The organism is Streptococcus gallinaceus, from assembly GCF_040545695.1.
Lineage (GTDB): Bacteria > Bacillota > Bacilli > Lactobacillales > Streptococcaceae > Streptococcus > Streptococcus gallinaceus.
Genome location: NZ_JBEPMK010000003.1, coordinates 41,142 through 66,310 on the forward strand (window position 1 = coordinate 41,142; position 25,169 = coordinate 66,310).

Below are 25,169 nucleotides of genomic sequence, written 5' to 3' on the forward strand. Positions count from 1 at the left end.
AAATTAGTCAAGAGAAGAAAGAGGCCACAATGTTACGTTCACAATTTGAAGAAGAATTAGCGAAATTGCACAATCAATTCTATGCAATGGGAAATGAAGTCCTAGGACAAATCAACAAAACGGTTCGCGCTTTCATTACTCACGACCGTGAGATGGCAAAAGAAGTGATTGAAGCAGATGCGAAAATCAATGATTTTGAGGTGAAATTGGAGCAAAAATCACTTGAAATTATTGCTCTCCAACAACCAGTTTCAACAGACCTCCGTACGGTTATCACTGTTTTGAAAGCAACCAGCGATATCGAGCGTATGGGTGACCATGCTGCTGCGATTGCTGAAGCAACTATCCGTATGAAAGGTGAATTGCGTATCCCAGAAGTTGAGCAAGAAATCAATAAAATGGGTAAAGAAGTGCGTAAATTTGTTGAATCTGTCTTGGATTTGTATCTCAACAGTGGAAATGGAAACGAAGAGCAAGCTTACGAAATTGCTGCTCATGATGAAATCGTCAACCATTACTTTGATAGCATCCGTGAATTGGCAACTGCCGAAATTCGTAAAAATCCAGATGCCATTATTGCAGGTCGCGATTATTACCAAGTCATTTCTTACTTGGAACGAATTGGTGATTATGCTAAAAATATCTGTGAGTGGGTTTGCTACATCAATACAGGTAAAATTACAGAATTATAATAAAAATGAAAAAACCGGGAGACCGGTTTTTTTTGCTGCCTTTATTTTTCTTCTCATGTAAACGTTTCAGTCTCTTGCATTCTGTTTTCAGAGTAGTAGACTAGTAGGTGAGGTGTTTTCATGAAATTATACGTGCAATTAATGATTATTTTGTGTTTTTCATTTGCTGGTGAGGCGATTTCGACTTTGTTTCACTTGCCAGTTCCTGGTAGTATTATCGGTTTGCTCTTGCTTTTTATTGCCCTAGAAATGAAATGGATTCGTTTGCGGCATATTGATAAGGTGGGGAGTTTCCTTTTGGCGAATATGACCATTCTCTTTTTACCACCTACTGTTGGGATTATGGAGAATTTCACAGCTATCAAACCTTATTTACTTCCGATTAGTTTGATTATTGGTGGAGCTTTGGTCTTAAATATGGTGGTTATTGCATTTGTTGTTGGCTTCATCAAAAATCGGTACGAAGGCGACTTTGAGGAGGGCAAGTAAATGGCAGAGCTATTTTCGAGCCCAATGTTTGGGCTTATGGCCAGTATCGTGGCTTATTTTATAGGAATGATGATTTTTAGACGGTTTCCGCATCCGTTGACTACGCCTTTATTGCTTGCTACGGTGATTTTGATTGCTTTCTTGAAATTTTTAGGTATTTCTTACAAGGATTATTACGTTGGCGGGTCGTACCTAACCACTCTTATCGCCCCTTCAACGGTAGCGCTAGCTATTCCTCTCTATCGGACTTTTCATCTGATGAAGCATCATGTACGTAGTATTTTATTGTCAAGTTTTCTAGCTTGTCTGGCCAATACTTGCTCTACGGCTGCTATTGCGAAAGTTTTTGGGATGAATTATTTTCTAGCTATTTCTCTTTTTCCAAAATCCGTGACGACAGCTATGGCGATTGGAATTACGGATAAGATGGGTGGAATGATGACCATTACCTTGGTCGTAGTCGTTATCACTGGAATACTGACCAGTGCCCTCGGGCCAGTTATCTTGAAAGTGCTGAAAGTAGAAGATCCTGTGGTGATTGGCTTGGCCTTGGGAGGGACAGGACATGCTGTGGGAACAGGAGCTGCGCTACAATATGGACGAGTAGCAGGAGCCATGGCTGGCTTGTCAATTGGTATTACAGGTATCATGTACGTCCTTGTCAGTCCAATAGTGGCGCAGTTGATTTTAAAGTAAATAAATAGAGGCTAGGACAAAGTTCCTAGCCCATTTTTGTCTATAAAATTTGTAAAATAATCTGTGCCCAAAACCAACTTAGAGGCATGACCAAGATCATGGCAGGTATCATATCTGCCACTGGAAAGAGTTTGACTTGAATCATCCTAAAACCAGTTGCCAGCATGAGAAATCCACTGCAAGCTTTGAAATCAGCTATCATGTCAGGTGTTGTCATAGGGACAATAAAGCGAGCCAGATAAAAGAGAAGGGTGAAAAAGAGGAATTGGGGAATAGCGATTAAAGATACGATATAGCCCAGATTGCAGGCAAATATCGCGGCTGTGAAAAAGTCTAAAATTGACTTTGAGATGAGAATAGTCGCCTCTCCTGACATACCGGCATCCAAACTACCATAAATTCCAGTGCCGCTAGCATAAAAGAGGACGATAACAGTCAATAAGCTAGCTAAAAATTCTTCATGAGGTATGTCCCGTGGCTGTTCAGGCAGGATTTTAGTCATAGCCTTTTCCATCAAAAGTCCTACTTGGTTGATTTTATCGCCCAAGTTTAAAACCAATCCTAAGCCTGTTCCGATAACGAGGGAAAAAATGACAGCGGGCATAAATTTCATTCCAGCGATGGAGGCGATTCCCATGCCCATCGAGCAAATTCCAAAAATTAGATTGATTTGTGTTTTAAATTCTTCCGTCAGTTTGTGTCCGACCAAGCCGCTCAAAATCCCTCCAAAAACGATGGAGAGAGAGTTTATAATCACGCCAGTTGGCATATGGTATCTCCTCAATTTTTTATCTTGTTCTATTTTATCACTGAAAAACAGAATTTCAAGGGTATTTCAACAATTTATGTAAAAAAATACAAATATTGAAATTGAGTTGATTTTTTTATCAAAAAATTCTGAAAAATATGAAAATTATGTTTACCTTAGCTAAAGAATTAGTGTAAAATAACATAAATATTCAAATCTATGAGAGAAGATAGACGAAGTCTATGGTTTAAGACAAGAGACAGAGAGCGCCTAAGGGTGAGACGGTGTGCAATCCTTGAACCCCACATTCTCGAGTGCTTAGGCGAAGCTGGTTGGTACAGTGTGTAGTATAAGTCGGGTGGTTTCGTTAGCGACTAGGAGTCTCGAACTTCATGAGGGTTATCAAGCGATTGATGGCCGAATAAAGGTGGAACCACGTTTTCAGCGTCCTTACAAATGTATTTTTGTGAGGATTTTTTTAACTCTCATGACAAGAAAGGAAGAACGATGATAAGAGGACTAAGACAAATCGATGCTTATGTTGCCGGCGCTCAGCCAAGTGGTGACAAGATGATTAAACTGAACACCAACGAGAATGCTTATGAGCCTAGCCCAAAGGTGCTAGAGGCGTTTGCTCATTTTGATGGGAATTGTTTGCGTAAATATTCAAGTTTGGACCAGGCTGTGTTTCGAGAGGCTTTATCTAAGCAACTTCAAGTTCCGGCTGACCAAATTATCGTCGGAAATGGCTCAGATGATATCTTATCTATGGCCTTTCTAGCTTTCTTTAATGACGATTTACCAGTGCTTTTTCCAGACTTAACTTACGGATTTTACAAGGTATGGGCTGACCTTTATCATATTCCATTTAAGGAGATTCCTTTGACAGCGGACTTTAAGATTGATGGGGCAGACTATCACGTGCCAAATGGAGGTATCATCATCACAGATCCAAATGCGCCAACGGGTATTTTCAAACCTTTGGACGAGATTGAGAAAATTATTCAGGCTAATCAGGATGTGGTGGTTATTGTAGATGAAGCCTATATCAATTTTGGTGGTCAGACAGCTCTTTCCTTGCTTGAAAAATACGATAATCTTTTCATCACGCGAACGTTCTCAAAAGATGCTGCTTTTGCTGGTTTGCGGGTTGGATACGGTGTCGGAAACCCCAGGCTCATAGCAGTTATCAATGCTATCAAGAATTCTGTCAATCCCTATAACCTTGATGCTCTTGCTGAGAAATTAGCGACAGTTGCGGTAGAAGACTGGCTTTACTATGAGGGGACTTGTCAGAAAATCATGACGACTCGTGATTGGTTTGCACAAGAATTAGTTGATTTGGGCTTTGAGGTGCTACCAAGTCAGACCAATTTTGTCTTGACTAGGCCGCAGACCGTTAGTGCCAGCCATTTGTTCCAAAAACTACAAGAAAAAGAAATCTATGTCCGCTATTTTCCAAAGGTAGCGAGGCTCAAGGACTACCTTCGCATTTCCATCGGAACGCAGGCGGAAATGGAAGAAGTGATGTCGGAAATCAGGAGGATTTGCGGATGAAGAAGATGACCTTGCCGCAGGGCATGCATGATAAGTTGTTTAAGCGATCGCGGGTGACCTACAAGATTGAACACGCTATCAGCGATTCGCTGATGGAAAAGGGGCTTAATCGGATTGAGACGCCGACCATGGAGCATTTCGAGGTTTTTTCGAATCAGGTATCCAGTCAACACCACAATCTGTTTGATACGGAAGGACAGCTCTTGAGTTTGAGACCAGATGTGACTAGTCAAATTGACCGTGTTATTGCTTAGACCAAGGTTCAAACTCCGGTGAAATTTTCCTATTCGGGTAAGGTATTTCAACGTCACGAAGATCTGAGAGGACTGACAAATGAACACACACAGGCAGGTGTGGAAATGATTGGCTATCCAGTGCAACTAGCTGTCGAAGAAGTTCTCTTGTCTGCCAAGGAAGCCTTGGATGTGGCAAAATTGGACCAAGTAACGTTTGAATTATCCCATGCGGCCATTTTAGAAACGGTCTTTGAAAGTATGACGCTTGCTGATAATGAATTACAGAATTTTAAGCAGGCAATCCAAGATAAGAATGTGACCGGGCTGAAGGAATTTACCCTGGCGCATCCGAGTGAATTTGATGGCTTTATCAGTCAGCTTCCGTTCTTGTTTGAGGATTGGAAAGAGGCGCTGGAGCAGGCGCGTAAGCCCGTGCCTTATTATTATACAGGACTCATGTTCAAAGTCTTTGGCGATAAGGCGCCTGATGTGACCACTTATGTGCGTCATGGGGTGGCTGACTTGGGTGTGGTTGGAAAGGATGTGCTCATCGAACATCCGACGGGCTATCTTGAAATGTTGGATCTGAATTTTGGACTTTGTAAATTTGCGGTGGCATCAACGGCAGACTACGGCCCGTCTGATCATAAGCGCAAGCGTATTGCGACCAAATATCCGACCGTGGCGAAAAATCACTTTGCCCAAAAAGGGTGAAGATGTGAAATCATTTCCACCCAAGGGTCAGTTGAGATTGCGCCTGTCATTGGCTTAGCAGATGTTATTGTCGATATCGTGGAGACTGGTTCAACTTTGGTGGCTAATGGTCTTGAAGTTTATGAAGATATTTGTCGGATTTCAGCTCGGCTCATTGTCAATAAGGCTGCGCTGAAAAATCATGCAGCGGTTTTGCCTTTCATTCAGACCTTGGAAGGCTTGGTAGGAGATAGAGAGGTGGCTTTCAAATGAAGCGATTAAGTGGAACGAATCAAGAAATTTCCGCTATTTTAGCACAGGAACAGTTGGAACTCAGCCGTCAAAATGAAGATGTCGAAGCAACTGTTCGTGATATTATTGAGGCGGTTAAGACGCGTGGTGATGACGTTTTGCGTGATTATAGTAAACAGTTTGATGGCATTGACCTAGCTGATTTCGAAGTGGTTCAAGATTTGATTGACCAAGCTTTTGAGGATGTGGACCAAGCGGTCTTGTCAGCGCTTGAAAATGCCAAGGCTAACATCGAATCTTACCACCGCCAACAATTGGAGACTGGCTTTGAAGACCAACTCAAACAATCTCTTGATATTATCAAGCAAGTGGCAGGGTCTAATGATATGATTATTGACAACTTGACCTACATGCAAGAAGCGGCCTTTAATAGTCTCTTGCCATTTGGGAAGAACTATCTTGAAGGTGTTTCTCGATCTCTACTGACTTCCAACATTGCCGTTAACGTACCTTGGACTTCTGTTGATATTCAGGACAAGGGTGGGAAATTTTATGGCATCAATCAAATCTCAAGCAATATTATTAGTATTGACCGTGGCAAGTTAAATACTCCGTCAGGTTTGATTTTAGGGACTTCTGGAGTTGGTAAAGGGATGGCGACAAAGCATGAAATCATCTCTACAAAGCTCAAAGAAGCAGATAGTGATACCGAAATTATTATTGTTGACCCAGAAAATGAGGTGCGACAAGAAGTCGTATGATAAATTGCTAGAGATAGCTACTCTATCCATTTGGAGTAATCCTACCACAGCCTGCTTGACTGGTTAACGGTCATGTTGGGAAGCCTGTGGAACAATATGGAAAGTCTGATAGCCTAAATCAGATGGACTGTTAGGATAAGAATACTATGGTGAACAGATAGTGAATCATTGCAAGAGTCGTTACAGGGACTAAGTGAAATAAGGCTGAAACACTTATACCAAAAGGTACGGAGGAGGTCATTGGGGCTTTCATAACCTGATGACAAATGGACATATTCTTCCCGGCTCAAAGATGGCACCTAAGGTATTCACAATTATTTATCATACGGAACTTGGTAAGCCCTATGTATTCCTTCTAATTTGTTAGAAGGTATTGAACTCGCAAGAGGGATAGACGATACAGAGGGTAGAGGAAAGGATAAAAAGCGAAGGCTCCAGCTGTAATGGCAGGAGATAGGGGTTCAAACTTTGCCCTGACCTGAAAGGGTGCAGACTTATCCTATGGTATTTCATGGCAAGAAATGGAGGTAAACCTATGAATGATAAGCATTCAACGACAGCACAAGCTGAGAAGCTATCACACAAGCAAGAGCTCGCTAATCAATGGAAAAACATTGATTGGAAAAGAGCAGAACAAGAAGTGAATAGGCTACAAATCAGGATTGTCAAGGCTACTCAAGCCAAAAATACAAACACAGTGAAAAGACTTCAGTATTTACTAACACATTCTTTTTACGCCAAGGCACTTGCCGTTCGTCGAGTGACGACTAACAAAGGTAAGAAAACGGCGGGTGTAGATGGTGAACTTTGGACGACACCTGCTCAAAAGATGGAAGCTCTCTTATCTCTAACGGACAAAGGCTATAAAGCCAGTCCACTGAGACGGGTTTACATCGACAAAAAGGGTAAGAAGAAAAAGCGTCCATTAGGGATTCCTACCATGTACGATAGAGCCATGCAGGCACTCTATGCTTTAGCACTAGAACCCGTCGCAGAGACAACCGCAGATACCAAATCATTCGGTTTCCGCAAAGGAAGAAGTTGCCAAGACGCTTGTGAATATATCTTCACAGCACTATCACGAAAAGCTTCTCCTCAATGGATTTTAGAAGGGGATATTAAAGGTTGTTTTGACAATATCAATCATGATTGGCTATTGGAGAATATTCCGATGGATAAATCCATCTTGAAGCAATTTCTTAAATCAGGTTTTGTATTCAAGGGCGAGTTATTCCCAACGGAAGATGGCACACCACAAGGTGGTATCATCTCACCTATTCTTGCCAGTATGGCACTCGATGGGTTACAACAAGTCTTATCGGATAGATTCCATACCAATCGTTTAGGAAAAATCGACCTTCGATTCAAGAATAGCCATAAGGTCAATCTTGTCCGTTATGCGGATGATTTTATCGTCACAGCTGCGACACAAGAAATTGCTTTGGAAGCTAAAGAAGTGATTAAGGAATTTCTGCTTGGGCGAGGCTTAGAGCTATCAGAAGAAAAGACACTGGTGACTCATATCAACGATGGTTTCGACCTACTTGGTTGGAACTTTCGGAAGTACAAAGGTAAATTGATTGTCAAACCTTCTAAGAATTCTATTCAAACCGTCATTGGTAAATTCTCAGAAACCATCCTCAAGCGAGGAAAAGCATGGGAACAAGAAGTCTTAATCATGAAACTAAATCAACAGATACGAGGATGGACCAACTACCACCAATCCGTTTGTGCTAGTGAAGCCTTCTCCTATCTGGATTACCATTTATATGAATTATTGTGGCGGTGGGCAAAACGTCGCCATCCGAAGAAAGGTCAATGGTGGATTTCGACCAAGTATTGGCATAGAAGAGGCAATCGCAGTTGGGTATTTGCTTCAGGCGATAAAGAACTCATTCGAGTTGACCACACTGCTATTGTCAGACATACAAAGGTTAGAGAACACGCTAATCCTTACTTGGATACAGAATACTTTGCTCAACGAGCCTTTAATCATGGTATGAAACGATTGACAGGTCGGTTTAAACTTGTTTGGAAGCAACAAGACGGACGCTGTCATCACTGTGGACTCCCGATGGAGCTTGGAGAAGATAGAGAAATATTCTTCAAAATTCCAAAATCCAAGGGAGGTGTGGAAGACGTTGACAATATGGCTTATGTGCATCGTTATTGTCAGCGACTATTTATTGAGAGCCGCTCGAAAGAGTGATGAAATGCTTGAGCCGTATGAGGGGAAACTCTCACGTACGGTTTTTAGAGAGGAAGGTGGTAGTAATACCACTGACCTACTCGACTACAGTATTATCGGTCAAGCCTTTTGTGGGGAGAGTATTGATATTGCCCCAGATTCCACTACCTTCTTAAATGTCTTAGATTTATCAGATGAGAATATGGATGAGGATCCGGTCAAGGTCAAGTCAGAATTTCTCTTGTCCTGGATTGGAAAGCTCTTAGACCGCAAAATGGATGGTCGTGAGAAGTCCTTGATTGACCGTGTGACACGACTCACCTATAGGCATTTTGACACACCGTCCCTGATCGAATGGGTCTTTATCTTATCCCAACAACCTGAACAGGAAGCTAAGGACTTGGCACTCGATATGGAACTCTATGTGGAAGGCTCACTTGATATTTTCTCACACCGCACCAACATCAAAACTGACAGCCATTTCCTCATTTACAATGTCAAAAAGTTAGGGGATGAATTGAAGCAGATTGCCCTCATGGTCATCTTTGACCAGATTTGGAATCGTGTGGTTAAAAACCAAAAACTTGGCAAGAAGACCTGGATTTACTTTGATGAAATGCAGCTTCTTTTATTGGACAAGTATGCCTCTGATTTCTTCTTTAAACTCTGAAGTCGTGTCCGTAAGTATGGGGCGATACCGACAGGCATTACTCAAAATGTGGAGACACTTCTTTTGGATGCGAATGGTAGACGTATTATTGCTAATAGCGAGTTCATGCTTCTTTTAAAACAAGCTAAGAGCGATCGCGAAGAATTGGTCCATCTTTTGGGCTTATCTAAAGAACTTGAGAAATACTTGGTTAATCCAGAAAAGGGAGCGGGATTGATTAAGGCAGGCTCAACGGTTGTTCCCTTTAGAAATAAAATCCCACTTCAAACCCAACTCTTTGACATCATGAGTACCGATCCAGAAAAGATGAGGGGTGAATCATGACAAGAGAGCAACAGAAGGTCAAGGTTGCCCGTAAAACCTTTCAGAGTAGTTTAAAGGCTAGTCGTATCCATTATCGCAGGGAGAAGAAGGGGTTAAAACGCTCACTTCCTAAACGTCGCTTTATCATGCGCCGAGCTGAGAAAGCTGAAACAAGGGAACAACGTCAGGCTCTGAAGCAAACCTATCAGGAGGAAAAAGACCTAGCGACAGATACCTTTAAGGAAGCGATTGCCTATGTGTCTCCCAGATGGCTAAAAAGTAAGGAAATTAAGAAGTATCGGCTTCCTCAAGCCAGACAGCGCCTAGCAGTAGCGAGAAAACACTTGGCAGAGGTCAAGATGGCAGAAAAAGAGGAGGCTGTTACCTCTAAGGTTACCGATCAGAAAAAGCCAACAGAATCAAAAACGTCACGGTTTCAGTTTCAAAAAAAAACTCTTGAACGCCTTCAGGCAGAAAAAGAGGTGAAATCAGCTAAGCGTGATGTGAAACAACTGAAAAAAGCACATCAGTTTAAGAACCCCTCGACTATGGTCAAACGAGGGTTACGCTATGTCGCTTCAGAATCACTGGATGTAGTCGCTCAAGATGATGACTTAGAGGGAATCAGAACCCTAAAAGAGTCTGTGATTAAAGGAAGACGCTATGGGAGATTTACTTATCAGTCAGGAAAACTCCTTGTCAAAAGTGGTCAGACTGGTGTGCGTTTTACAAAAACGAAAGTGGCTCATGGAAAGGAACGATTCCAGAACTTCAAAAAAGGAAAAGGTTTCATACGCCAGAAACCTCTTAAACCACAAAGACGCTACCAAACCTTTTTAAAGCATGCCAGAAAGCACAGTCTAGCAGGAGTAAAGGGGTTTGTCCAAGCCATTAAGGGAAGCCTGACCTTCTTTTCTGCAATTGCGGGAAATCCTTTGACTTGGATTGTCTCAGGTCTTCTCTTGATACTCCTTTTGATGATGAGCTTTTTCATGAGTGTCTCAGGTAGCAGTGTCATTCAACAAGATGAGATTGAATTGACCAAGGCCTATACTCATATGACGTGGGAAGATGCGGAACATACAAGAACCAACGATAAAGGGATTACCTATTACGCCAAGATTGATGAGGTCATGGTTTACATGAATCATCAATACCAAGACTACAAGCTTGACGATTTCATGGAAACAGGTGGTGCGACTTACAAAGCATTTCTCAGTCAAGTCTGGACGAATTTAAATGGTGGTGATTCTATTAGATTCATGTCTGACTTATACCATATACCTCCTTACAAGCTGTCAGATGAGGACCAAGAAGAGCTAAAGGAGTTGACCGAAGAAGGCAACTATCTAGCCCTTCAAGAATTGGACAATCCCTTTCAGGGACAGACGGATGAAGATAGTTTAAGTATGTTATACCGATATGGTTATGAAGTCATTGATGAGAAACCAACGCTTCATCACCATATCATCTTAGAAGCAAAAGAAGGCCAAGTCATTGTGGCTCCGATGGATGGCAAGGTATCTCTTGATGGGGAGAACATTGTTTTGACATCTGGTAAGGGAGTGAATAAGACTAAACTAACCTTGTTTGGCATTCATTCAGGTCGAGTGAGTGAACATCAACAAGTCTTTGCAGGAGACATTATTGGTCAGACCAAAGACGGAACGGGTCTAAAAGTCACCTGTCAAAAGGTTGATGATGACACGGATAAGTTGGTCTATGTCAATCCAGCTTTCTACTTTCCAAAAGTGATCCAGGTTCAGACCACCATTCTTCCAACTATTGGTCAGTTTGGTGGCGATGAGTTCGAGAGAGCAAAGGCTATTTATGACTATCTCAAAAGTAAAGGTGTGACCAATCAAGCTATCGCAGCCATTTTAGGAAATTGGTCGGTAGAATCTTCCATTAATCCCAAACGTGCTGAAGGCGACTATTTATCTCCACCTGTTGGTGCGACAGACAGTTCGTGGGATGATGAGGGCTGGCTCTCACTCAATGGTCCAACTATATACAATGGACGTTACCCAAATATTCTCAAACGTGGTTTAGGCTTAGGCCAATGGACAGATACTGCGGATGGGTCACGCAGGCATACCTTATTGCTCGAATATGCCAAAGGAAAACATCAAAAGTGGTATGACTTAGGCTTACAACTGGATTTCATGTTGCATGGGGATAGTCCTTATTACACCAACTGGTTAAAGAACTTCTTCAAAAATTCAGGAAGTCCAGCTAGTCTTGCCCAACTCTTTCTCATTTACTGGGAAGGAAATAGTGGTGATAAGCTGCTTGAACGACAGACACGAGCAAGTGAGTGGTATTACCAAATTGAAAAAGGCTTTAGTCAACCCAACGGTGGGACAGCACAAAGTGATCCCAAAGCACTTGAAGCTGTACGAGGAGACCTTTTTGAAAACTCTGTTCCAGAAGGTGGTGACGGTATGAGCTATGCTTACGGCCAATGTACTTGGGGAGTCGCAGCCCGTATCAACCAACTGGGTCTAAAACTCAAAGGTAAAAATGGTGAGAAGATTTCAATTATCAGTACCATGGGCAATGGCCAAGATTGGGTGCATACAGCCGCAAGTCTTGGTGGTGAAACTGGAACAAGTCCACAAGCAGGAGCCATACTCTCATTTGCGGGAGGAGGACATGGCACACCAGCAGAATACGGACACGTGGCTTTTGTCGAAAAAGTCTACCCAGATGGCTCATTCCTTATCTCCGAAACCAACTATAATGGCAATCCAAACTACACCTTCCGAAAATTATCTGGAGTGGATAGTAGTTTGAGTTTTGCTTATACGACGAAATAAAAAAGTATATGCTAACAAAATGAATAAATGTTAGCATATCTTTTTATTTTTTGTCACGATTAATCAGAGTTTATAGAAAAGAGAACTGTTATGAGATGAATCATCTCATCAAGAACATCTGCAAGTGAAATCCCCTTTGTATAACTATATTTTTTCGAATAATTTTGCCATTGTTTATTCTGAATAGGGTCAGATTTGAACCTCTCGAGTAGTTCAATAATCTTTGTAAAATCGAGTTCTGTTTCGCGATATGAAAATGTTCTCTGACAGGCATTTTTCAACTGAATGAAGTCAATGTCTTCTTTCTTCAGTTTTGAAAGAATATAAACATCGTAAAAATCTTTGCTTCTGCTGTTCAAGAAGTTACGTGAATAGATGGTTTGAAGTTTTTCAGCTAGAATTGTTTCAATTGTATAAGCAATGATTGGAAAATTATCTTCATCAAAAATTGCTTTATAGTCGTATGTAATCGGCTGAGGAGTTACAACATCGCCTGTCGCAATATCCAAATGGATAACTTGTTTAATATTCTCAAGTTGGCACAAAATTGTTGCTCGATAGCCACCATAGTCATCACTTTCTTTAATAGCTGTGATGGATTGAATCACAAAAGATATACCTTCTTCTGAATCTGCTAAAATTTCTTTGAGTTGTTGCTTCACAGTATCTTCTGAAAGTGTCATGTGATGGAACAAAAAATCAATATCAACTGTGCTACGAGATTCAACTCCAATAACATTTGACAGTAGGAATCCTCCTTTGAAGATATAGTGATTTGAATAGCTACTCTGACTTAATTTTTTCAAAATCACTTCTAGAAAGTAATAGGTCATCACGGAATTAAAGGTTAATCCAGTATTCTTTGATATTTTATGACAGAGTGCTGTTAGCTTAGCTTTATTCATACTAGGACCTCCAGAGTTTGTTTGACCTTGTCCAAGGTGTTCATTTTTGTCGCATATTCATAGAGTTTTGTAAGATTTTTTTTAGGATAGTTTCCATAATGTTGAAGTGTTTTGACAAAAAGCTCAGTATCTATTTTTTCTCGATGAATCACAAAATCACAGATAATACGTTCGAAATCATAGACTCTTACCTCGTTTCCCATAGGGGTTTTTACAAGAGTAGTTCCTAGTTCGCTATATTCCTTAGAAACAGAATGAATGTTCAGATTAGCTGGAGGAGTATTAAAACGGTAGCCTCTAGGAATGGTTACGTCAAAATATTGAGGAATTTCATCTGTAAATTGTTGCAGGTAAAGCGCTGAGATATAAGAGAAAACAGCCTTGGGATATCGGTACTGAAAGAAGAAGTATTCGTCGTAGTCTCCATTCTGGGTTAGAAAAATTCCTTTTTCGATGCGGTATAGGATTCCTTCTTTTTCTAGTCTTGTCAAATATATTGTTGGAATATTTAGAGCTTTACAATCTTTATAGGTGATAATGCCATTGTGGTTTTCTATAAATTCAAGTAGAATCTCTTTTTTTGACATGCTTACTCCTTTCTATGTTGCTTTTACACTACAATTTTACAACATTTGTAGTGTAAAAGCAACATTTTCTTTTCCCTGAACTTAATGTGATAACAAAATCAAACCTTCTTTTTATGATGGTATTGAATGTACAAAAAAGAGAGTTTCTCCTAGAACGGAAAGTTCTTCGTCAAAACTCCTATTTTTGTCGTGCTCGCTTAATGCCCTCGTATCTAATAAAGAGTGACAGTATGTTGCTAGAGAATAAAAGAAAAGAAGGACACTTTATGACCAAAACATGTAATCATCACTTTCTTGTCAATCAGGTAAAGTAGAAAATAGCTTGAAAGAGAAAGTGGCAGCTAACTTCAATACTGCCAAAGCAGATGCTATTCTTGAAAAAGCTGCAGTTGATACCGAAATTTCTGAACAAACCAACGTTCTGGTACTTTGTGCAGGAGGCGGTACAAGTGGATTGCTTGCCAACGCTTTAACTAAAGCTGCAAAAGAATACGGTGTTCCAGTCACAGCGACAGCAGGAAGCTATGGTGCTCACCGTGAAATTTTGCCTGAGTATCAATTAGTCATCCTTGCACCTCAAGTAGCATCGAACTACGATGACATTAAACAAGAAACTGATGCATTGGGCATTAAACTTGCCAAAACTGAAGGGGCTCAATACATTAAGCTCACACGTGATGGCCAAGGTGCACTTGACTTTGTCAAACAACAGTTTTAATCAAAGGGGGAGGGAGTTATAATCTCCAACTCCTACCCCTTTATTTATTTTTGATAGAAGAAGGTAGGCATATAAAACATTACCGAAAGATTTTATATTTGGTGGAGCAACTGCTGCATATCAAGCAGAGGGTGCCACAAAGTCAGATGGAAAAGGTCGTGTTGCATGGGATAAGTATCTGGAAGATAATTACTGGTACACTGCGGAACCAGCTTCTGATTTTTATAATCGTTACCCAGTTGATTTAGAACTAAGTGAACAATTTGGGGTAAACGGCATTCGTATGTCAATTGCGTGGTCTCGTATCTTCCCAACAGGCTTTGGAGAAGTGAATCCAAAGGGAGTAGAGTTTTACCATAAATTATTTGCGGAATGTCATAAACGTCACGTAGAACCATTTGTAACGCTTCACCATTTTGATACTCCAGAAACACTCCATTCTAATGGTGATTTTCTAAATCGAGATAACATTGAACACTTTGTCAATTACGCAGCATTTTGCTTCAAAGAATTCCCTGAAGTTAATTACTGGACAACCTTTAATGAAATCGGTCCAATTGGTGACGATCAGTATCTTGTTGGGAAGTTCCCACCAGGGATTCAATATGATCTTTCTAAAGTATTCCAATCTCATCACAATATGATGGTTTCACATGCTAAGGCAGTTAAGCTCTACAAGGATGCTGGTTATAGCGGAGAAATTGGGGTTGTACATGCACTGCCGACGAAATATCCTTATGATCCAACCAATCCTGACGATGTCCGTGCAGCGGAACTCGAAGATATTATTCACAATAAATTTATCCTAGATGCTACATACTTGGGTTATTATTCTGAAAAAACACTTGAAGGTGTTCGCCATATTCTGAAAGTAAATGGTGGGGAATTAGACCTTCGTGATGAAGACTTTGCTGCCTTAGATGCTGCAAAAGATTTGAACGACTTCTTGGGCATCAATTACTATATGAGTGATTGGATGAGAGCTCATGATGGAGAAACTGAAATTATCCATAATGGTAAAGGTGAAAAGGGAAGTTCTAAGTATCAAATCAAAGGAGTTAGTCGTAGAGAGTCCCCAGTTGATATTCCAAAAACGGACTGGGATTGGATTATCTATCCACAAGGTCTTTATGACCAAATTATGCGTGTGAAAAATGACTATCCAAACTATAAGAAAATCTACATCACTGAAAATGGTCTAGGCTATAAAGATGAATTTGTAGATGGCACAGTTTGTGACGATAGTCGAATTGATTATGTGAAAAAGCATTTAGAAGTGATTTCGGATGCTATATCAGATGGTGCCAATGTTAAAGGTTATTTCATCTGGTCCTTGATGGATGTATTTTCTTGGTCAAATGGATACGAGAAACGATATGGATTGTTCTATGTTGACTTTGAGACCCAAGAACGCTATCCAAAGAAAAGTGCTTATTGGTATAAAAAAGTAGCAGAAACACAGGTTATTGAATAAAAATAATACAAGGATGCCTAGCTCAAGTCAGCATCCTTGTTTTCATATAAGGGAGGCAGTTTTTATGCTCGAATTAAAAAATGAGAACTTTACAGTACAATTTTCTGAATTAGGTGGGCAAATTACTTCGATAAAAGATAATGATGGTATCGAGTATCTTTGGCAAGGAGATCCGACCTATTGGAGCGGTCAAGCACCAGTTCTATTTCCGATTTGTGGAAGTTTACGAAATGATTGGGCTATCTTTGAACCTACAGAAAGACCGACATTTACAGGCACAATTCCAAGGCATGGACTTGTACGAAAAATGATGTTCAAAAATGTAAGAAGAACTGAAAATTCTTTGGAATTTTCTATTTCATCAAATGAGGAAACCGTAAAAAATTACCCATTTGAATTTGAACTTTCCATTAACTACTCACTACATGGCAATACAATTCGGACTGAATATCGTGTGAAAAATCTTGATGGACATAGAAAGCTACCTTACTTTATTGGGGGTCATCCAGGTTTTAATTGTCCCTTGTTGGATGGTGAGAGTTATGAAGACTATTATTTAGAATTTGAAAAAGTAGAATCTTGTACAGTACCTAGAAGTTTTCCAGAAACTGGCTTACTTGATCTGCGAGATCGCCGGCCATTCTTGGAAAATCAAAAGACCTTGAACTTGTCCTATCAACTCTTTGAGCATGATGCCATAACATTGGATCAATTAGCATCTCGAAAGGTAACCTTGAAATCCAAAAATCATCAGAAAAAACTTTCGATTGCATTTGATGATTTTCCATATTTAGTGATTTGGTCAACTACAAATCAGAGTCCCTTTATCGCACTAGAGCCTTGGAGCGGACTCTCTACATCACTAGAAGAATCTGACATATTCAATGCCAAACGAAATATTAGTTACGTCGCTCCAAAAGAAGTTGATAAAAAACATTTTGATATTATTATCGACATAGATTAAACTTAAAATTCAGATAATGAAGCTACTCTCAAACCGTCTAATTTGTAAAGAAATGAACGGTTTGGGAGTTTTATTTATATTGTCCAATTAGAACAATATATCAAGTTTCTCCTAGTTATCCTCTATACTTTTCCTTAGGAGAAAGATTGATGTACCGATGTTTAAGGGATTTGAGAGAAGACAATGATTTCACTCAAAAATACGTTGCCGAAAAACTTTCGTTTACCCACTCTGCTTATGCAAAAATTGAGCGAGGAGAACGTATTTTATCGGCAGATGTGATATTAAAACTTTCAAATCTATATGATGTCAGTACTGATTATTTGTTGGGGCAAACTGACTTTCCCCACCGAATAAAGAATAATATAAAATAGTCCCTCCTGATTTGTTCGTTGACAATTGAATAATTCTAGGTGGGACTTTATTTATTTGTTGAGCAATAAAATGTAATGCGCCAGGAAATGAGCGAAAATCATTTATTCAAAAATAGGATGGTAACCTATCTGCCATGACACAAATAATGATAATGATACTTCTGACCGTTTAGGCTGCCAGCGTAAAAGGACAGCGGGTGAAATTCCCATGAGTGATATAACCAGTCATACCCACAATGGATAAAAATATAAGAGAAAGAAGTAAATATGAAAATAAAGTTTGTATCTGTTGAAAATAGTATCGCTGAATGGGCAGATAAAAAAGCACTAATGAGAAGATGGGAAGGATTAAATCAATATACTTTGAATAGATGGTTAAGTGAAATGAGAGAAAGTAAACAGTTTAAAGAACATGTAATCAATCCAACTTATAAATTAGTCTTTATTAATTTAGAAGGATTTGAAGAGTTCTTAAGATGGAAACAAAGGGCGGTAAAATAAAGAAAATCGTGGTATAATAGACATTATCAATTTTTCTATTCTGCAAAGTGAAGGTACTGATTTAGCTATGAGAGATATTATGGAGCGTGTAGGTCATGCTAATTATGAAACTACAATCGGCTATACTCATAGACAAACTAACTCTCAAGAAAAAGCAGTGAATGCATTAAATAATTTTATTGATAAAAATCAAATTTCGTTCACTGCTTTAAAGTCTTGGTCCTGTAAGTATTCTCAACCAATAAACGATTGGATTGAAAACCACTATGAAAGCAGAAAATCAAATTTAAATTTAGACGAATTCCGAAATATAATTGGAATTAAAGAAAGTTATCTTCCAAGGCATATTAATGTTAATATCCTACCAAAGTTATTAAAAGATATTAAGAAATATCATTCAAATTTTGATATTAAATGTATTCGAGAAGGAAAGCAAAAAATTATTGGGTATGAAATGGTTTGGTAAAATCAGTCTATATTTGGTGACTTTTTGGTGACCTGGATTTAGACAAGTTTACCACCGTCAAACCCTTGATACGAAAGGAATTATACACACATGGCTATTATTCAATGGTTTCCAGGGCACATGTCGAAAGCCCGGCGCCAAGTACAAGAAAATATTAAATTTGTGGATTTTGTGACGATTTTGGTAGATGCTCGTCTGCCTCTTTCTAGTCAAAATCCAATGTTGACGAAAATTGTTGGGGACAAGCCCAAGCTTATGATTTTGAATAAATCTGATTTGGCGGACCCCATTCTCACAAAAGAATGGCAACAATTTTATGAAAAACAGGGTGTAAAAACTCTCTGCATCAACTCAAAAGAGCAGTCCACTGTCAAGAAAGTTACGGATGCCGCTAAGTCGCTAATGGCTGATAAAATTGCTCGTCAACGCGAACGCGGGATTCAAATTGAAACCTTGCGCACCATGATTATCGGTATTCCAAACGCAGGAAAATCCACTCTGATGAACCGCCTTGCTGGGAAAAAAATTGCCGTTGTCGGCAATAAACCCGGTGTGACTAAGGGACAGCAGTGGTTGAAGTCCAACAAAGATTTGGAAATTTTGGACACGCCAGGTATTTTATGGCCAAAATTCGAAGATCAAGAAGTAGCCATGAAGCTTGCCTTAACTGGTGCTATTAAAGACCAACTTTTGCCAATGGACGAGGTCACTATTTTTGGACTAAATTATTTTAAAACCTATTACCCTAATCGTCTCAAAAAGCGTTTCAAACAAATGAATCTTGAAGATGAGGTGCCCGAGATTATCATGGATATGACTCAAAAACTCGGTTTCCGCGATGATTATGACCGTTTTTATACGCTATTTGTCAAGGAAATTCGTGATGGAAAATTAGGACTCTATACCCTAGATCGTGTGGCAACCGATGCAAACGATTAAAGAAATTACAGCCATTTTAGCAGAGGCTAGAGACTTGAATGATGCTCGATTTGACCAGTTTGCAGATGATAGCCGGGCTGGTGTTCAAAAGGCGATCACCAAGCGGAAAAAAGAGATTCAAGCGGAACTTGATGAGGAAATCCGTCTCGATGAAATGCTGCGCTATGAAAAGGCACTTTATCAAGATGGAGTGACGCTTATTGCGGGGATTGATGAGGTTGGTCGTGGCCCCTTGGCGGGTCCCGTGGTCGCTGCAGCGGTTATTTTGCCTCAAAATTGTAAAATTAAAGGGTTAAATGACTCCAAAAAGATTCCTAAGAAGAAGCACCAGCTCATCTATGAACAGGTGATGGCAGAAGCTTTGGCAGTTGAGATAGGGATTAAGGACCAGACGGTCATTGATCAGGTTAATATCTACGAGGCTACAAAATTAGCCATGCTGGATGCCATTTCGCAGCTGAGTCCGCAGCCCCAAGCCTTGCTGATTGATGCCATGAAACTGGACATTCCAATCGCTCAGCAATCCATCATCAAGGGAGATGCCAATAGCCTTTCTATCGCAGCTGCATCTATTGTGGCTAAGGTTACACGAGATCAGATGATGGCAGACTATGACAAAGAATTTCCAGGTTATGATTTTGCGCAAAATGCTGGCTATGGGACAAAGTCTCATCTGGAAGGACTGGAAAAATTGGGCGTCAGTCCCATTCATCGTCAGACATTTGAACCAATCAAATCCATGCTAAATAAATAGAAATCTCGCAGAAATGCGGGATTTTTTTCGAATAGTTTAGGTGGAGGAAGAATATGAACAATTTTGAATTATTTAAATTAAAAAAGGCTGGATTGACTAATCTCAATATCCACAAGATTTTAGAATACCGACAAAGGACCGATAAGAAGCTTAGCGTCCGAGATATGGCGGTGGTGTCAGCCTGCAAGAATCCGATACTTTTCATAGAGAGTTATAAAAATTTGGACGTTCAGCAGTGCCGAGAGGAATTTAATCAATTTCCGTCATTTTCAATCTTGGATGATGTCTATCCGATGGAGTTAAAAGAAATTTACAATCCACCCGTTTTGCTCTTTTATCAAGGAGATTTAGAACTGCTTGAGCAGCCCAAGTTAGCCATTGTAGGTGCGCGTGATGCTAGCAAGACAGGTGTTGCATCAGTCAAAAAAATAGTTCAAGAGTTACAGAATCGCTTCGTAGTTGTTAGCGGCTTGGCTCGTGGCATTGATACAGCGGCCCATATTGCCAGTTTGAAAAATGGTGGAAAAACCATTGCCGTGATTGGGTGTGGGTTGGACGTCTATTATCCCAAGGAAAATCGGGAACTTCAGGATTATATTGCCAAGCATCACTTGATTTTATCAGAATATCCGACGCAGGCAGAGCCTAAGAAATTTCATTTTCCAGAGCGAAATCGGATTATCGCCGGTCTCAGCCAAGGGATTGTCGTAGCAGAAGCCAAGATGCGCTCAGGGAGCTTGATTACCTGCGAACGTGCTCTGGAAGAAGGGCGGGAAGTATTTGCTATTCCGGGGTCTATTTTGGACGGAAAATCGGACGGCTGTCATCATTTAATCCAAGAAGGCGCAAAGTGTATTACAACAGGTTTTGACGTTCTTTCTGAGTATTCTTTTTAAATGAAGTTTTCCTATAGAAAAATAAAAATCTTGACACACACCTAAAAATAGTTTATTCTTTGTGAAGTTAAATTTATTTGAAGGTAGAAAAATGGCTACAAAAACAGCTAGTAAGAAAAAATCAACTACGAAGAAAAACTTGGTGATCGTGGAGTCTCCAGCCAAAGCCAAGACAATTGAAAAATATCTGGGGAGAAATTACAAGGTAGTGGCCTCAGTAGGTCATATTCGTGACTTGAAGAAATCAACTATGTCGATTGATTTTGACAATAATTACGAGCCGCAGTACATCAATATTCGTGGCAAAGGTCCGCTTATTAACTCCTTGAAAAAGGAAGCTAAGAATGCCAAAAAAGTTTATCTGGCGAGTGACCCGGACCGTGAGGGAGAAGCGATTTCTTGGCATTTATCACACATCCTTGATTTGGATGAAAAAGATGCCAATCGTGTGGTTTTCAACGAGATTACAAAAGATGCGGTCAAAAATGCCTTCAAGGAACCACGTGCCATTAACCGTGACTTGGTAGATGCCCAGCAAGCTCGCCGTGTCTTGGACCGGATTGTGGGGTATTCAATCTCCCCTATTCTTTGGAAAAAGGTCAAGAAAGGCCTGTCAGCTGGTCGGGTGCAATCCGTTGCCCTCAAGCTGATTATTGACCGGGAAAATGAAATCAATCAGTTCCAACCAGAAGAATATTGGACCATTGATGCGACCTTCAAAAAAGGGACGAAAAAGTTCCAAGCTTTATTCTATGGCCTTGATGGCAAGAAGATGAAGTTGGAAAATAATGAGCAGGTCAAAGAAGTATTGGCTCGTCTTAAGGGCGATGACTTTGTTGTAGAACAAGTGGAGCGGAAAGAACGCAAACGCAATGCTCCCCTGCCATACACGACTTCAACCATGCAGATGGATGCTGCTAATAAAATCAATTTCCGTACGCGAAAAACCATGATGGTAGCCCAGCAACTCTATGAAGGGATTAATGTTGGTTCTGGCGGGACACAAGGTCTGATTACCTATATGCGTACAGACTCTACTCGTATTAGTCCAGTTGCTCAAGCACAAGCAGCCGAATTCATAACGGATCGCTTTGGTGAAAAGTATTCTAAGCACGGCAACCGTGTCAAAAATGCGGCTGGTGCACAGGATGCCCACGAAGCCATTCGTCCATCAAATGTCTTCCTGACGCCTGAGTCGATTGCCCGTCACTTGGACAAAGACCAACTAAAACTCTATACTCTCATCTGGAATCGATTTGTTGCAAGTCAGATGACAGCAGCAATCTTTGATACGATGAAAGTAGCTCTAGGTCAAAATGGAGTCCAATTCTCAGCCAACGGTAGCCAAGTGAAATTCGATGGTTACATGGCGGTTTACAACGATGCAGATAAGAATAAAATGTTGCCAGATATGGCCATTGGCGATACAGTTGTCCGTTCGATGACCAATCCTGAACAGCACTTTACTCAGCCACCTGCTCGTTATTCTGAGGCGACCTTGATTAAGACTTTGGAGGAAAATGGTGTAGGACGTCCATCGACTTACGCTCCGACTATCGAAACCATCCAAAAACGCTATTACGTAAAATTGGCAGCAAAACGGTTTGAGCCAACAGAGCTTGGCGAAATTGTCAACAAGCTGATTGTAGAGTTCTTCCCAGACATCGTAAACGTCGCTTTTACGGCCGAAATGGAGCAGAAGCTGGATGATGTCGAGATTGGTAAAGAAGAGTGGCAGAAAGTTATCGACGAGTTTTACAAGCCTTTCCAAGTTGAATTGAGCAAGGCTGAAACGGAAATGGAAAAAATCCAAATCAAGGATGAGCCTGCTGGATTTGATTGTGACGTGTGTGGTCATTCTATGGTCATCAAATTGGGCCGTTTCGGAAAATTCTATGCATGTAGCAATTTCCCAGATTGCCGCAACACCAAGCAAATTACCAAGGAAATCGGTGTCGTCTGTCCTGACTGTCAAAAAGGCCAAGTGATTGAGCGTAAAAGTAAGCGAAATCGCATTTTCTACGGATGCGACCGCTATCCAGAGTGTGAATTCACTTCTTGGGATAAGCCAGTTGGGCGCGCATGTCCAAAATGTGACCATTATTTGGTAGAAAAGAAGGTCCGCGGCGGTGGCAAGCAAGTCATCTGTCCAAATGGAGACTATGAAGAAGAAAAAGTGAAATAACATAAAATACATTATGTAAACACCGTCTCTCTGAAACTATTGTAATTTCAAAGAGGTGGGGTGTTTTTATAAATTTTCCTTTCTGCGAGAACAATAGGAAATATGCTATAATACTAATTGTAGTTGATGAGGGAATCCCCTCTCTAAAGCACACGTCATCAAAAGGATGGATTATATGAAGCAGTAGCGCGCATTCTGAAAAAAGTCATACTATAAAAATAGAAAAATCAAGCACGTCTTCTACTAAATCAAGTGAGAAGAAGACCACCTATAGTCCAAAACAAGATGCTTCTTTGGCAAAAACAACTGTGCTCTTCAATGGAGCAGATGTTGTGCAAGCAAAAATAATGCAGCGTTATGCAGAATTGACGTCAGTCTTTGATTATACGAATTTCACACCTGAAATGGCTCAAAAACGCATTGCCGAGCTTGCTAGTCTCAATACCTCTGGCGTAGCAAATGAAGAAGATAAGGCGACGCTAGTATCACTAGCTGATACTTTAACAGGTTTTAAACCTAGTCAAGGTGGCACAAAATTGCTAGAGCTAGGCATTTTCAAAGATACTACGCAAAAAGCTGCTGAAGATGGCTCATATGATGCAGTTTATCAAATCTTAGTTTCAATTGAGACAGAGGTTGAGGGGCAAGTCAAGGGAAAATCCTCTATAATCGGCATGGTTTGGATGAAAGGAGATAAAATCCAATCCACGACCAGTATCGCAGATCTAGGCAAAGTAGTCAACGCCCAAGAGTTCTTTGAATCCCTTTCTGAAAAGTAAACACTCTCCCATTCGCTTGAATGGGATTTTTTTGATATACTACTAAAGTTAACTATTTTAGAAAGATTTGAGGGACTCTGTCCCAAAGAGGTATTAGTTTCATGTCTCAATCTGTTGATTATATCAATGTCGTCGGAGCTGGTTTGGCCGGTTCCGAAGCAGCTTACCAAATCGCTAAACGTGGCATCAAGGTTAAGCTTTACGAAATGCGTGGGGTCAAACCAACGCCACAACACAAAACAGCTAATTTTGCCGAGCTAGTTTGTTCCAACTCTTTCCGTGGAGATTCATTGACAAATGCAGTTGGTCTCTTGAAAGAAGAAATGCGTCGTTTGGACTCCATTATCATGCGTAACGGTGAAGAACACCGTGTGCCTGCTGGTGGGGCGATGGCTGTTGACCGCGAGGGATACGCGGAAGCAGTGACTGCTGAATTGCACAATCACCCACTGATTGAAGTGGTACGCGGTGAAATTACGGAAATTCCAGAAGATGCTGTAACGGTTATTGCGACTGGTCCATTGACCAGCGATAGCTTGGCTGCGAAAATTCACGAACTCAATGGTGGAGATGGATTTTATTTCTACGATGCGGCAGCTCCTATTGTTGACGTGAATACGATTGATATGGATAAGGTCTACCTCAAGTCTCGTTATGACAAGGGGGAAGCGGCTTACCTCAACTGCCCAATGACGAAAGAGGAGTTTTTAGCCTTCCAAGAAGCCCTTATCAATGCTGAGGAAGCTCCGCTGAATTCATTTGAAAAAGAGAAATATTTCGAAGGTTGTATGCCAATCGAGGTCATGGCTAAGCGTGGTGTCAAAACTATGTTGTACGGTCCAATGAAACCAGTTGGTTTGGAATATCCAGAAGACTACAAAGGTCCACGTGATGGCGAGTTCAAAACTCCTTATGCGGTTGTGCAATTGCGCCAAGATAATGCTGCTGGTTCGCTCTACAATATCGTTGGTTTCCAAACGCACTTAAAATGGGGCGAGCAGAAGCGTGTTTTCCAAATGATTCCAGGTCTTGAAAATGCAGAATTTGTTCGTTATGGCGTTATGCATCGCAATTCATACATGGACTCACCAAATCTCCTCAATCCAACATTTGCGACGCGTAAGAACCCAAATCTTTTCTTTGCAGGTCAAATGACTGGTGTGGAAGGTTACGTAGAATCAGCTGCCAGCGGACTTGTAGCTGGTATCAATGCAGTCCGTCGTTTTCGTGGAGAAGAAGAGGTGGTCTTCCCGCTGACAACTGCTATCGGTTCATTACCGCACTACATCACTCACACTGAAAGCAAACACTTCCAGCCAATGAATGTCAACTTTGGTATTATCAAAGAGTTGGAAGGACCACGTATCCGAGATAAGAAAGAGCGCTATGAGACGATTGCTCAACGTGCCTTGACAGATTTGGAAGCGTATTTGAATTATTAAAAAACAGGCGTTTATCGCTTGTTTTCTTTTTTGCAAAAGTTATTGAATATTCTGATAACTTTTGTTATAATATGCCATAAT

19 protein-coding genes and 7 pseudogenes are annotated in these 25,169 nt (G+C 40.6%); 23 read left to right on the plus strand and 3 right to left on the minus strand.

Features of this window, described 5'->3' with window-relative positions:
- The first annotated feature begins 29 nt into the window (after positions 1 to 29).
- From phoU to ABID27_RS04435, 3 genes are all read left to right on the plus strand, one after another.
- Complete coding sequence (phoU, locus tag ABID27_RS04425) at positions 30 to 692, plus strand: phosphate signaling complex protein PhoU (protein ID WP_354280535.1); 663 nt, start codon at positions 30 to 32, stop codon at positions 690 to 692.
- A 120-nt stretch (positions 693 to 812) separates the two neighbouring features.
- A complete protein-coding gene (locus tag ABID27_RS04430) occupies positions 813 to 1,181 on the plus strand; it encodes a CidA/LrgA family protein (protein ID WP_253366147.1) in 369 nt (122 codons plus the stop codon).
- Complete coding sequence (locus ABID27_RS04435) at positions 1,182 to 1,877, plus strand: LrgB family protein (RefSeq protein WP_253366145.1); 696 nt, start codon at positions 1,182 to 1,184, stop codon at positions 1,875 to 1,877. It begins immediately after the preceding gene.
- A 40-nt stretch (positions 1,878 to 1,917) separates the two neighbouring features.
- On the opposite strand, the gene ABID27_RS04440 is transcribed toward ABID27_RS04435, so the two are convergent.
- The gene (locus tag ABID27_RS04440) at positions 1,918 to 2,646 is read right to left on the minus strand and encodes a DUF554 domain-containing protein (RefSeq protein WP_354280538.1); all 729 of its coding nucleotides are present in this window, start codon (positions 2,644 to 2,646) and stop codon (positions 1,918 to 1,920) included.
- 486 nt (positions 2,647 to 3,132) lie between these two features.
- On the opposite strand from ABID27_RS04440, the gene hisC reads away from it, so the two are divergent.
- From hisC to ABID27_RS04480, 8 genes and pseudogenes are all read left to right on the plus strand, one after another.
- Positions 3,133 to 4,182 (plus strand): histidinol-phosphate transaminase, encoded by a 1,050-nt coding sequence (gene hisC, locus ABID27_RS04445; protein WP_354280540.1) that lies wholly within the window; start codon positions 3,133 to 3,135, stop codon positions 4,180 to 4,182.
- Between the two features lie 23 nt (positions 4,183 to 4,205).
- Positions 4,206 to 4,835, plus strand: a pseudogene (locus ABID27_RS04450) (ATP phosphoribosyltransferase regulatory subunit); the annotation flags it as partial.
- 39 nt (positions 4,836 to 4,874) lie between these two features.
- Positions 4,875 to 5,384, plus strand: a pseudogene (gene hisG, locus ABID27_RS04455) (ATP phosphoribosyltransferase).
- Positions 5,381 to 5,716: pseudogene (locus ABID27_RS04460) on the plus strand (histidinol dehydrogenase); the annotation flags it as partial. The pseudogenes hisG and ABID27_RS04460, both read left to right, overlap by 4 nt.
- Positions 5,693 to 6,103, plus strand: a pseudogene (locus ABID27_RS04465) (VirB4-like conjugal transfer ATPase, CD1110 family); the annotation flags it as partial. The pseudogenes ABID27_RS04460 and ABID27_RS04465, both read left to right, overlap by 24 nt.
- Before the next feature lie 556 nt (positions 6,104 to 6,659).
- On the plus strand, positions 6,660 to 8,333 hold the full coding sequence (ltrA, locus tag ABID27_RS04470) for a group II intron reverse transcriptase/maturase (RefSeq protein ID WP_354280542.1): 1,674 nt from the start codon (positions 6,660 to 6,662) through the stop codon (positions 8,331 to 8,333).
- A gap of 82 nt (positions 8,334 to 8,415) precedes the next feature.
- A pseudogene (locus ABID27_RS04475) lies at positions 8,416 to 9,306 on the plus strand (VirB4-like conjugal transfer ATPase, CD1110 family); the annotation flags it as partial.
- Entirely contained in the window at positions 9,303 to 12,104 is a 2,802-nt protein-coding gene (locus ABID27_RS04480; protein ID WP_354280544.1) for a phage tail tip lysozyme, read from the plus strand. The pseudogene ABID27_RS04475 and the gene ABID27_RS04480, both read left to right, overlap by 4 nt.
- Before the next feature lie 59 nt (positions 12,105 to 12,163).
- Here the strand turns inward: ABID27_RS04480 and ABID27_RS04485 are convergent, their stop codons facing one another.
- Positions 12,164 to 13,009 (minus strand): nucleotidyl transferase AbiEii/AbiGii toxin family protein, encoded by an 846-nt coding sequence (locus tag ABID27_RS04485; protein ID WP_354280546.1) that lies wholly within the window; start codon positions 13,007 to 13,009, stop codon positions 12,164 to 12,166.
- Entirely contained in the window at positions 13,006 to 13,596 is a 591-nt protein-coding gene (locus ABID27_RS04490) for a type IV toxin-antitoxin system AbiEi family antitoxin domain-containing protein (protein WP_354280548.1), read from the minus strand. The genes ABID27_RS04485 and ABID27_RS04490 overlap by 4 nt, the downstream gene beginning before the upstream one ends.
- A 313-nt stretch (positions 13,597 to 13,909) precedes the next feature.
- Between ABID27_RS04490 and ABID27_RS04495 the strand changes: the two are divergent.
- From ABID27_RS04495 to trmFO, 12 genes and pseudogenes are all read left to right on the plus strand, one after another.
- Positions 13,910 to 14,314: pseudogene (locus tag ABID27_RS04495) on the plus strand (lactose/cellobiose PTS transporter subunit IIB); the annotation flags it as partial.
- Between the two features lie 73 nt (positions 14,315 to 14,387).
- Positions 14,388 to 15,788: pseudogene (lacG, locus tag ABID27_RS04500) on the plus strand (6-phospho-beta-galactosidase); the annotation flags it as partial.
- Between the two features lie 64 nt (positions 15,789 to 15,852).
- Positions 15,853 to 16,752, plus strand: coding sequence for an aldose 1-epimerase family protein (locus ABID27_RS04505; RefSeq protein WP_354280550.1), 900 nt, complete (start codon positions 15,853 to 15,855; stop codon positions 16,750 to 16,752).
- A gap of 149 nt (positions 16,753 to 16,901) precedes the next feature.
- Positions 16,902 to 17,126 (plus strand): helix-turn-helix domain-containing protein, encoded by a 225-nt coding sequence (locus tag ABID27_RS04510; protein ID WP_354280552.1) that lies wholly within the window; start codon positions 16,902 to 16,904, stop codon positions 17,124 to 17,126.
- Positions 17,127 to 17,393: 267 nt separating this feature from the next.
- Entirely contained in the window at positions 17,394 to 17,627 is a 234-nt protein-coding gene (locus ABID27_RS04515) for a DNA-binding protein (protein WP_253364499.1), read from the plus strand.
- Between the two features lie 67 nt (positions 17,628 to 17,694).
- A complete protein-coding gene (locus ABID27_RS04520; protein ID WP_354280554.1) occupies positions 17,695 to 18,093 on the plus strand; it encodes a hypothetical protein in 399 nt (132 codons plus the stop codon).
- A gap of 90 nt (positions 18,094 to 18,183) precedes the next feature.
- The gene (ylqF, locus tag ABID27_RS04525; RefSeq protein ID WP_354280556.1) at positions 18,184 to 19,032 is read left to right on the plus strand and encodes a ribosome biogenesis GTPase YlqF; all 849 of its coding nucleotides are present in this window, start codon (positions 18,184 to 18,186) and stop codon (positions 19,030 to 19,032) included.
- Positions 19,019 to 19,786: a ribonuclease HII gene (gene rnhB, locus ABID27_RS04530; RefSeq protein ID WP_354280558.1), complete on the plus strand. Its 768-nt coding sequence runs from the start codon at positions 19,019 to 19,021 to the stop codon at positions 19,784 to 19,786. The genes ylqF and rnhB overlap by 14 nt, the downstream gene beginning before the upstream one ends.
- Before the next feature lie 53 nt (positions 19,787 to 19,839).
- A complete protein-coding gene (gene dprA, locus ABID27_RS04535) occupies positions 19,840 to 20,682 on the plus strand; it encodes a DNA-processing protein DprA (RefSeq protein WP_253364490.1) in 843 nt (280 codons plus the stop codon).
- A gap of 91 nt (positions 20,683 to 20,773) precedes the next feature.
- Positions 20,774 to 22,867, plus strand: coding sequence for a type I DNA topoisomerase (topA, locus tag ABID27_RS04540; RefSeq protein WP_354280560.1), 2,094 nt, complete (start codon positions 20,774 to 20,776; stop codon positions 22,865 to 22,867).
- Positions 22,868 to 23,160: 293 nt separating this feature from the next.
- Positions 23,161 to 23,646: a hypothetical protein gene (locus ABID27_RS04545; RefSeq protein ID WP_354280562.1), complete on the plus strand. Its 486-nt coding sequence runs from the start codon at positions 23,161 to 23,163 to the stop codon at positions 23,644 to 23,646.
- Positions 23,647 to 23,747: 101 nt separating this feature from the next.
- On the plus strand, positions 23,748 to 25,088 hold the full coding sequence (gene trmFO / locus ABID27_RS04550) for a methylenetetrahydrofolate--tRNA-(uracil(54)-C(5))-methyltransferase (FADH(2)-oxidizing) TrmFO (protein WP_354280564.1): 1,341 nt from the start codon (positions 23,748 to 23,750) through the stop codon (positions 25,086 to 25,088).
- Positions 25,089 to 25,169: the final 81 nt, after the last annotated feature.

Coding starts and splice junctions, on each gene's coding strand:
- ABID27_RS04485 (WP_354280546.1), bottom strand. CDS start 13,009: ATGAATAAAGCTAAGCTAACAGCACTCTGTCATAAAATATCAAAGAAT.
- ABID27_RS04490 (WP_354280548.1), bottom strand. CDS start 13,596: ATGTCAAAAAAAGAGATTCTACTTGAATTTATAGAAAACCACAATGGC.
- ABID27_RS04440 (WP_354280538.1), bottom strand. CDS start 2,646: ATGCCAACTGGCGTGATTATAAACTCTCTCTCCATCGTTTTTGGAGGG.
- ABID27_RS04430 (WP_253366147.1), top strand. CDS start 813: ATGAAATTATACGTGCAATTAATGATTATTTTGTGTTTTTCATTTGCT.
- ABID27_RS04480 (WP_354280544.1), top strand. CDS start 9,303: ATGACAAGAGAGCAACAGAAGGTCAAGGTTGCCCGTAAAACCTTTCAG.
- ABID27_RS04510 (WP_354280552.1), top strand. CDS start 16,902: ATGTACCGATGTTTAAGGGATTTGAGAGAAGACAATGATTTCACTCAA.
- dprA (WP_253364490.1), top strand. CDS start 19,840: ATGAACAATTTTGAATTATTTAAATTAAAAAAGGCTGGATTGACTAAT.
- hisC (WP_354280540.1), top strand. CDS start 3,133: ATGATAAGAGGACTAAGACAAATCGATGCTTATGTTGCCGGCGCTCAG.
- phoU (WP_354280535.1), top strand. CDS start 30: ATGTTACGTTCACAATTTGAAGAAGAATTAGCGAAATTGCACAATCAA.
- ltrA (WP_354280542.1), top strand. CDS start 6,660: ATGAATGATAAGCATTCAACGACAGCACAAGCTGAGAAGCTATCACAC.
- rnhB (WP_354280558.1), top strand. CDS start 19,019: ATGCAAACGATTAAAGAAATTACAGCCATTTTAGCAGAGGCTAGAGAC.
- topA (WP_354280560.1), top strand. CDS start 20,774: ATGGCTACAAAAACAGCTAGTAAGAAAAAATCAACTACGAAGAAAAAC.
- ABID27_RS04520 (WP_354280554.1), top strand. CDS start 17,695: ATGAGAGATATTATGGAGCGTGTAGGTCATGCTAATTATGAAACTACA.
- ABID27_RS04435 (WP_253366145.1), top strand. CDS start 1,182: ATGGCAGAGCTATTTTCGAGCCCAATGTTTGGGCTTATGGCCAGTATC.
- ABID27_RS04515 (WP_253364499.1), top strand. CDS start 17,394: ATGAAAATAAAGTTTGTATCTGTTGAAAATAGTATCGCTGAATGGGCA.
- ylqF (WP_354280556.1), top strand. CDS start 18,184: ATGGCTATTATTCAATGGTTTCCAGGGCACATGTCGAAAGCCCGGCGC.
- trmFO (WP_354280564.1), top strand. CDS start 23,748: ATGTCTCAATCTGTTGATTATATCAATGTCGTCGGAGCTGGTTTGGCC.
- ABID27_RS04505 (WP_354280550.1), top strand. CDS start 15,853: ATGCTCGAATTAAAAAATGAGAACTTTACAGTACAATTTTCTGAATTA.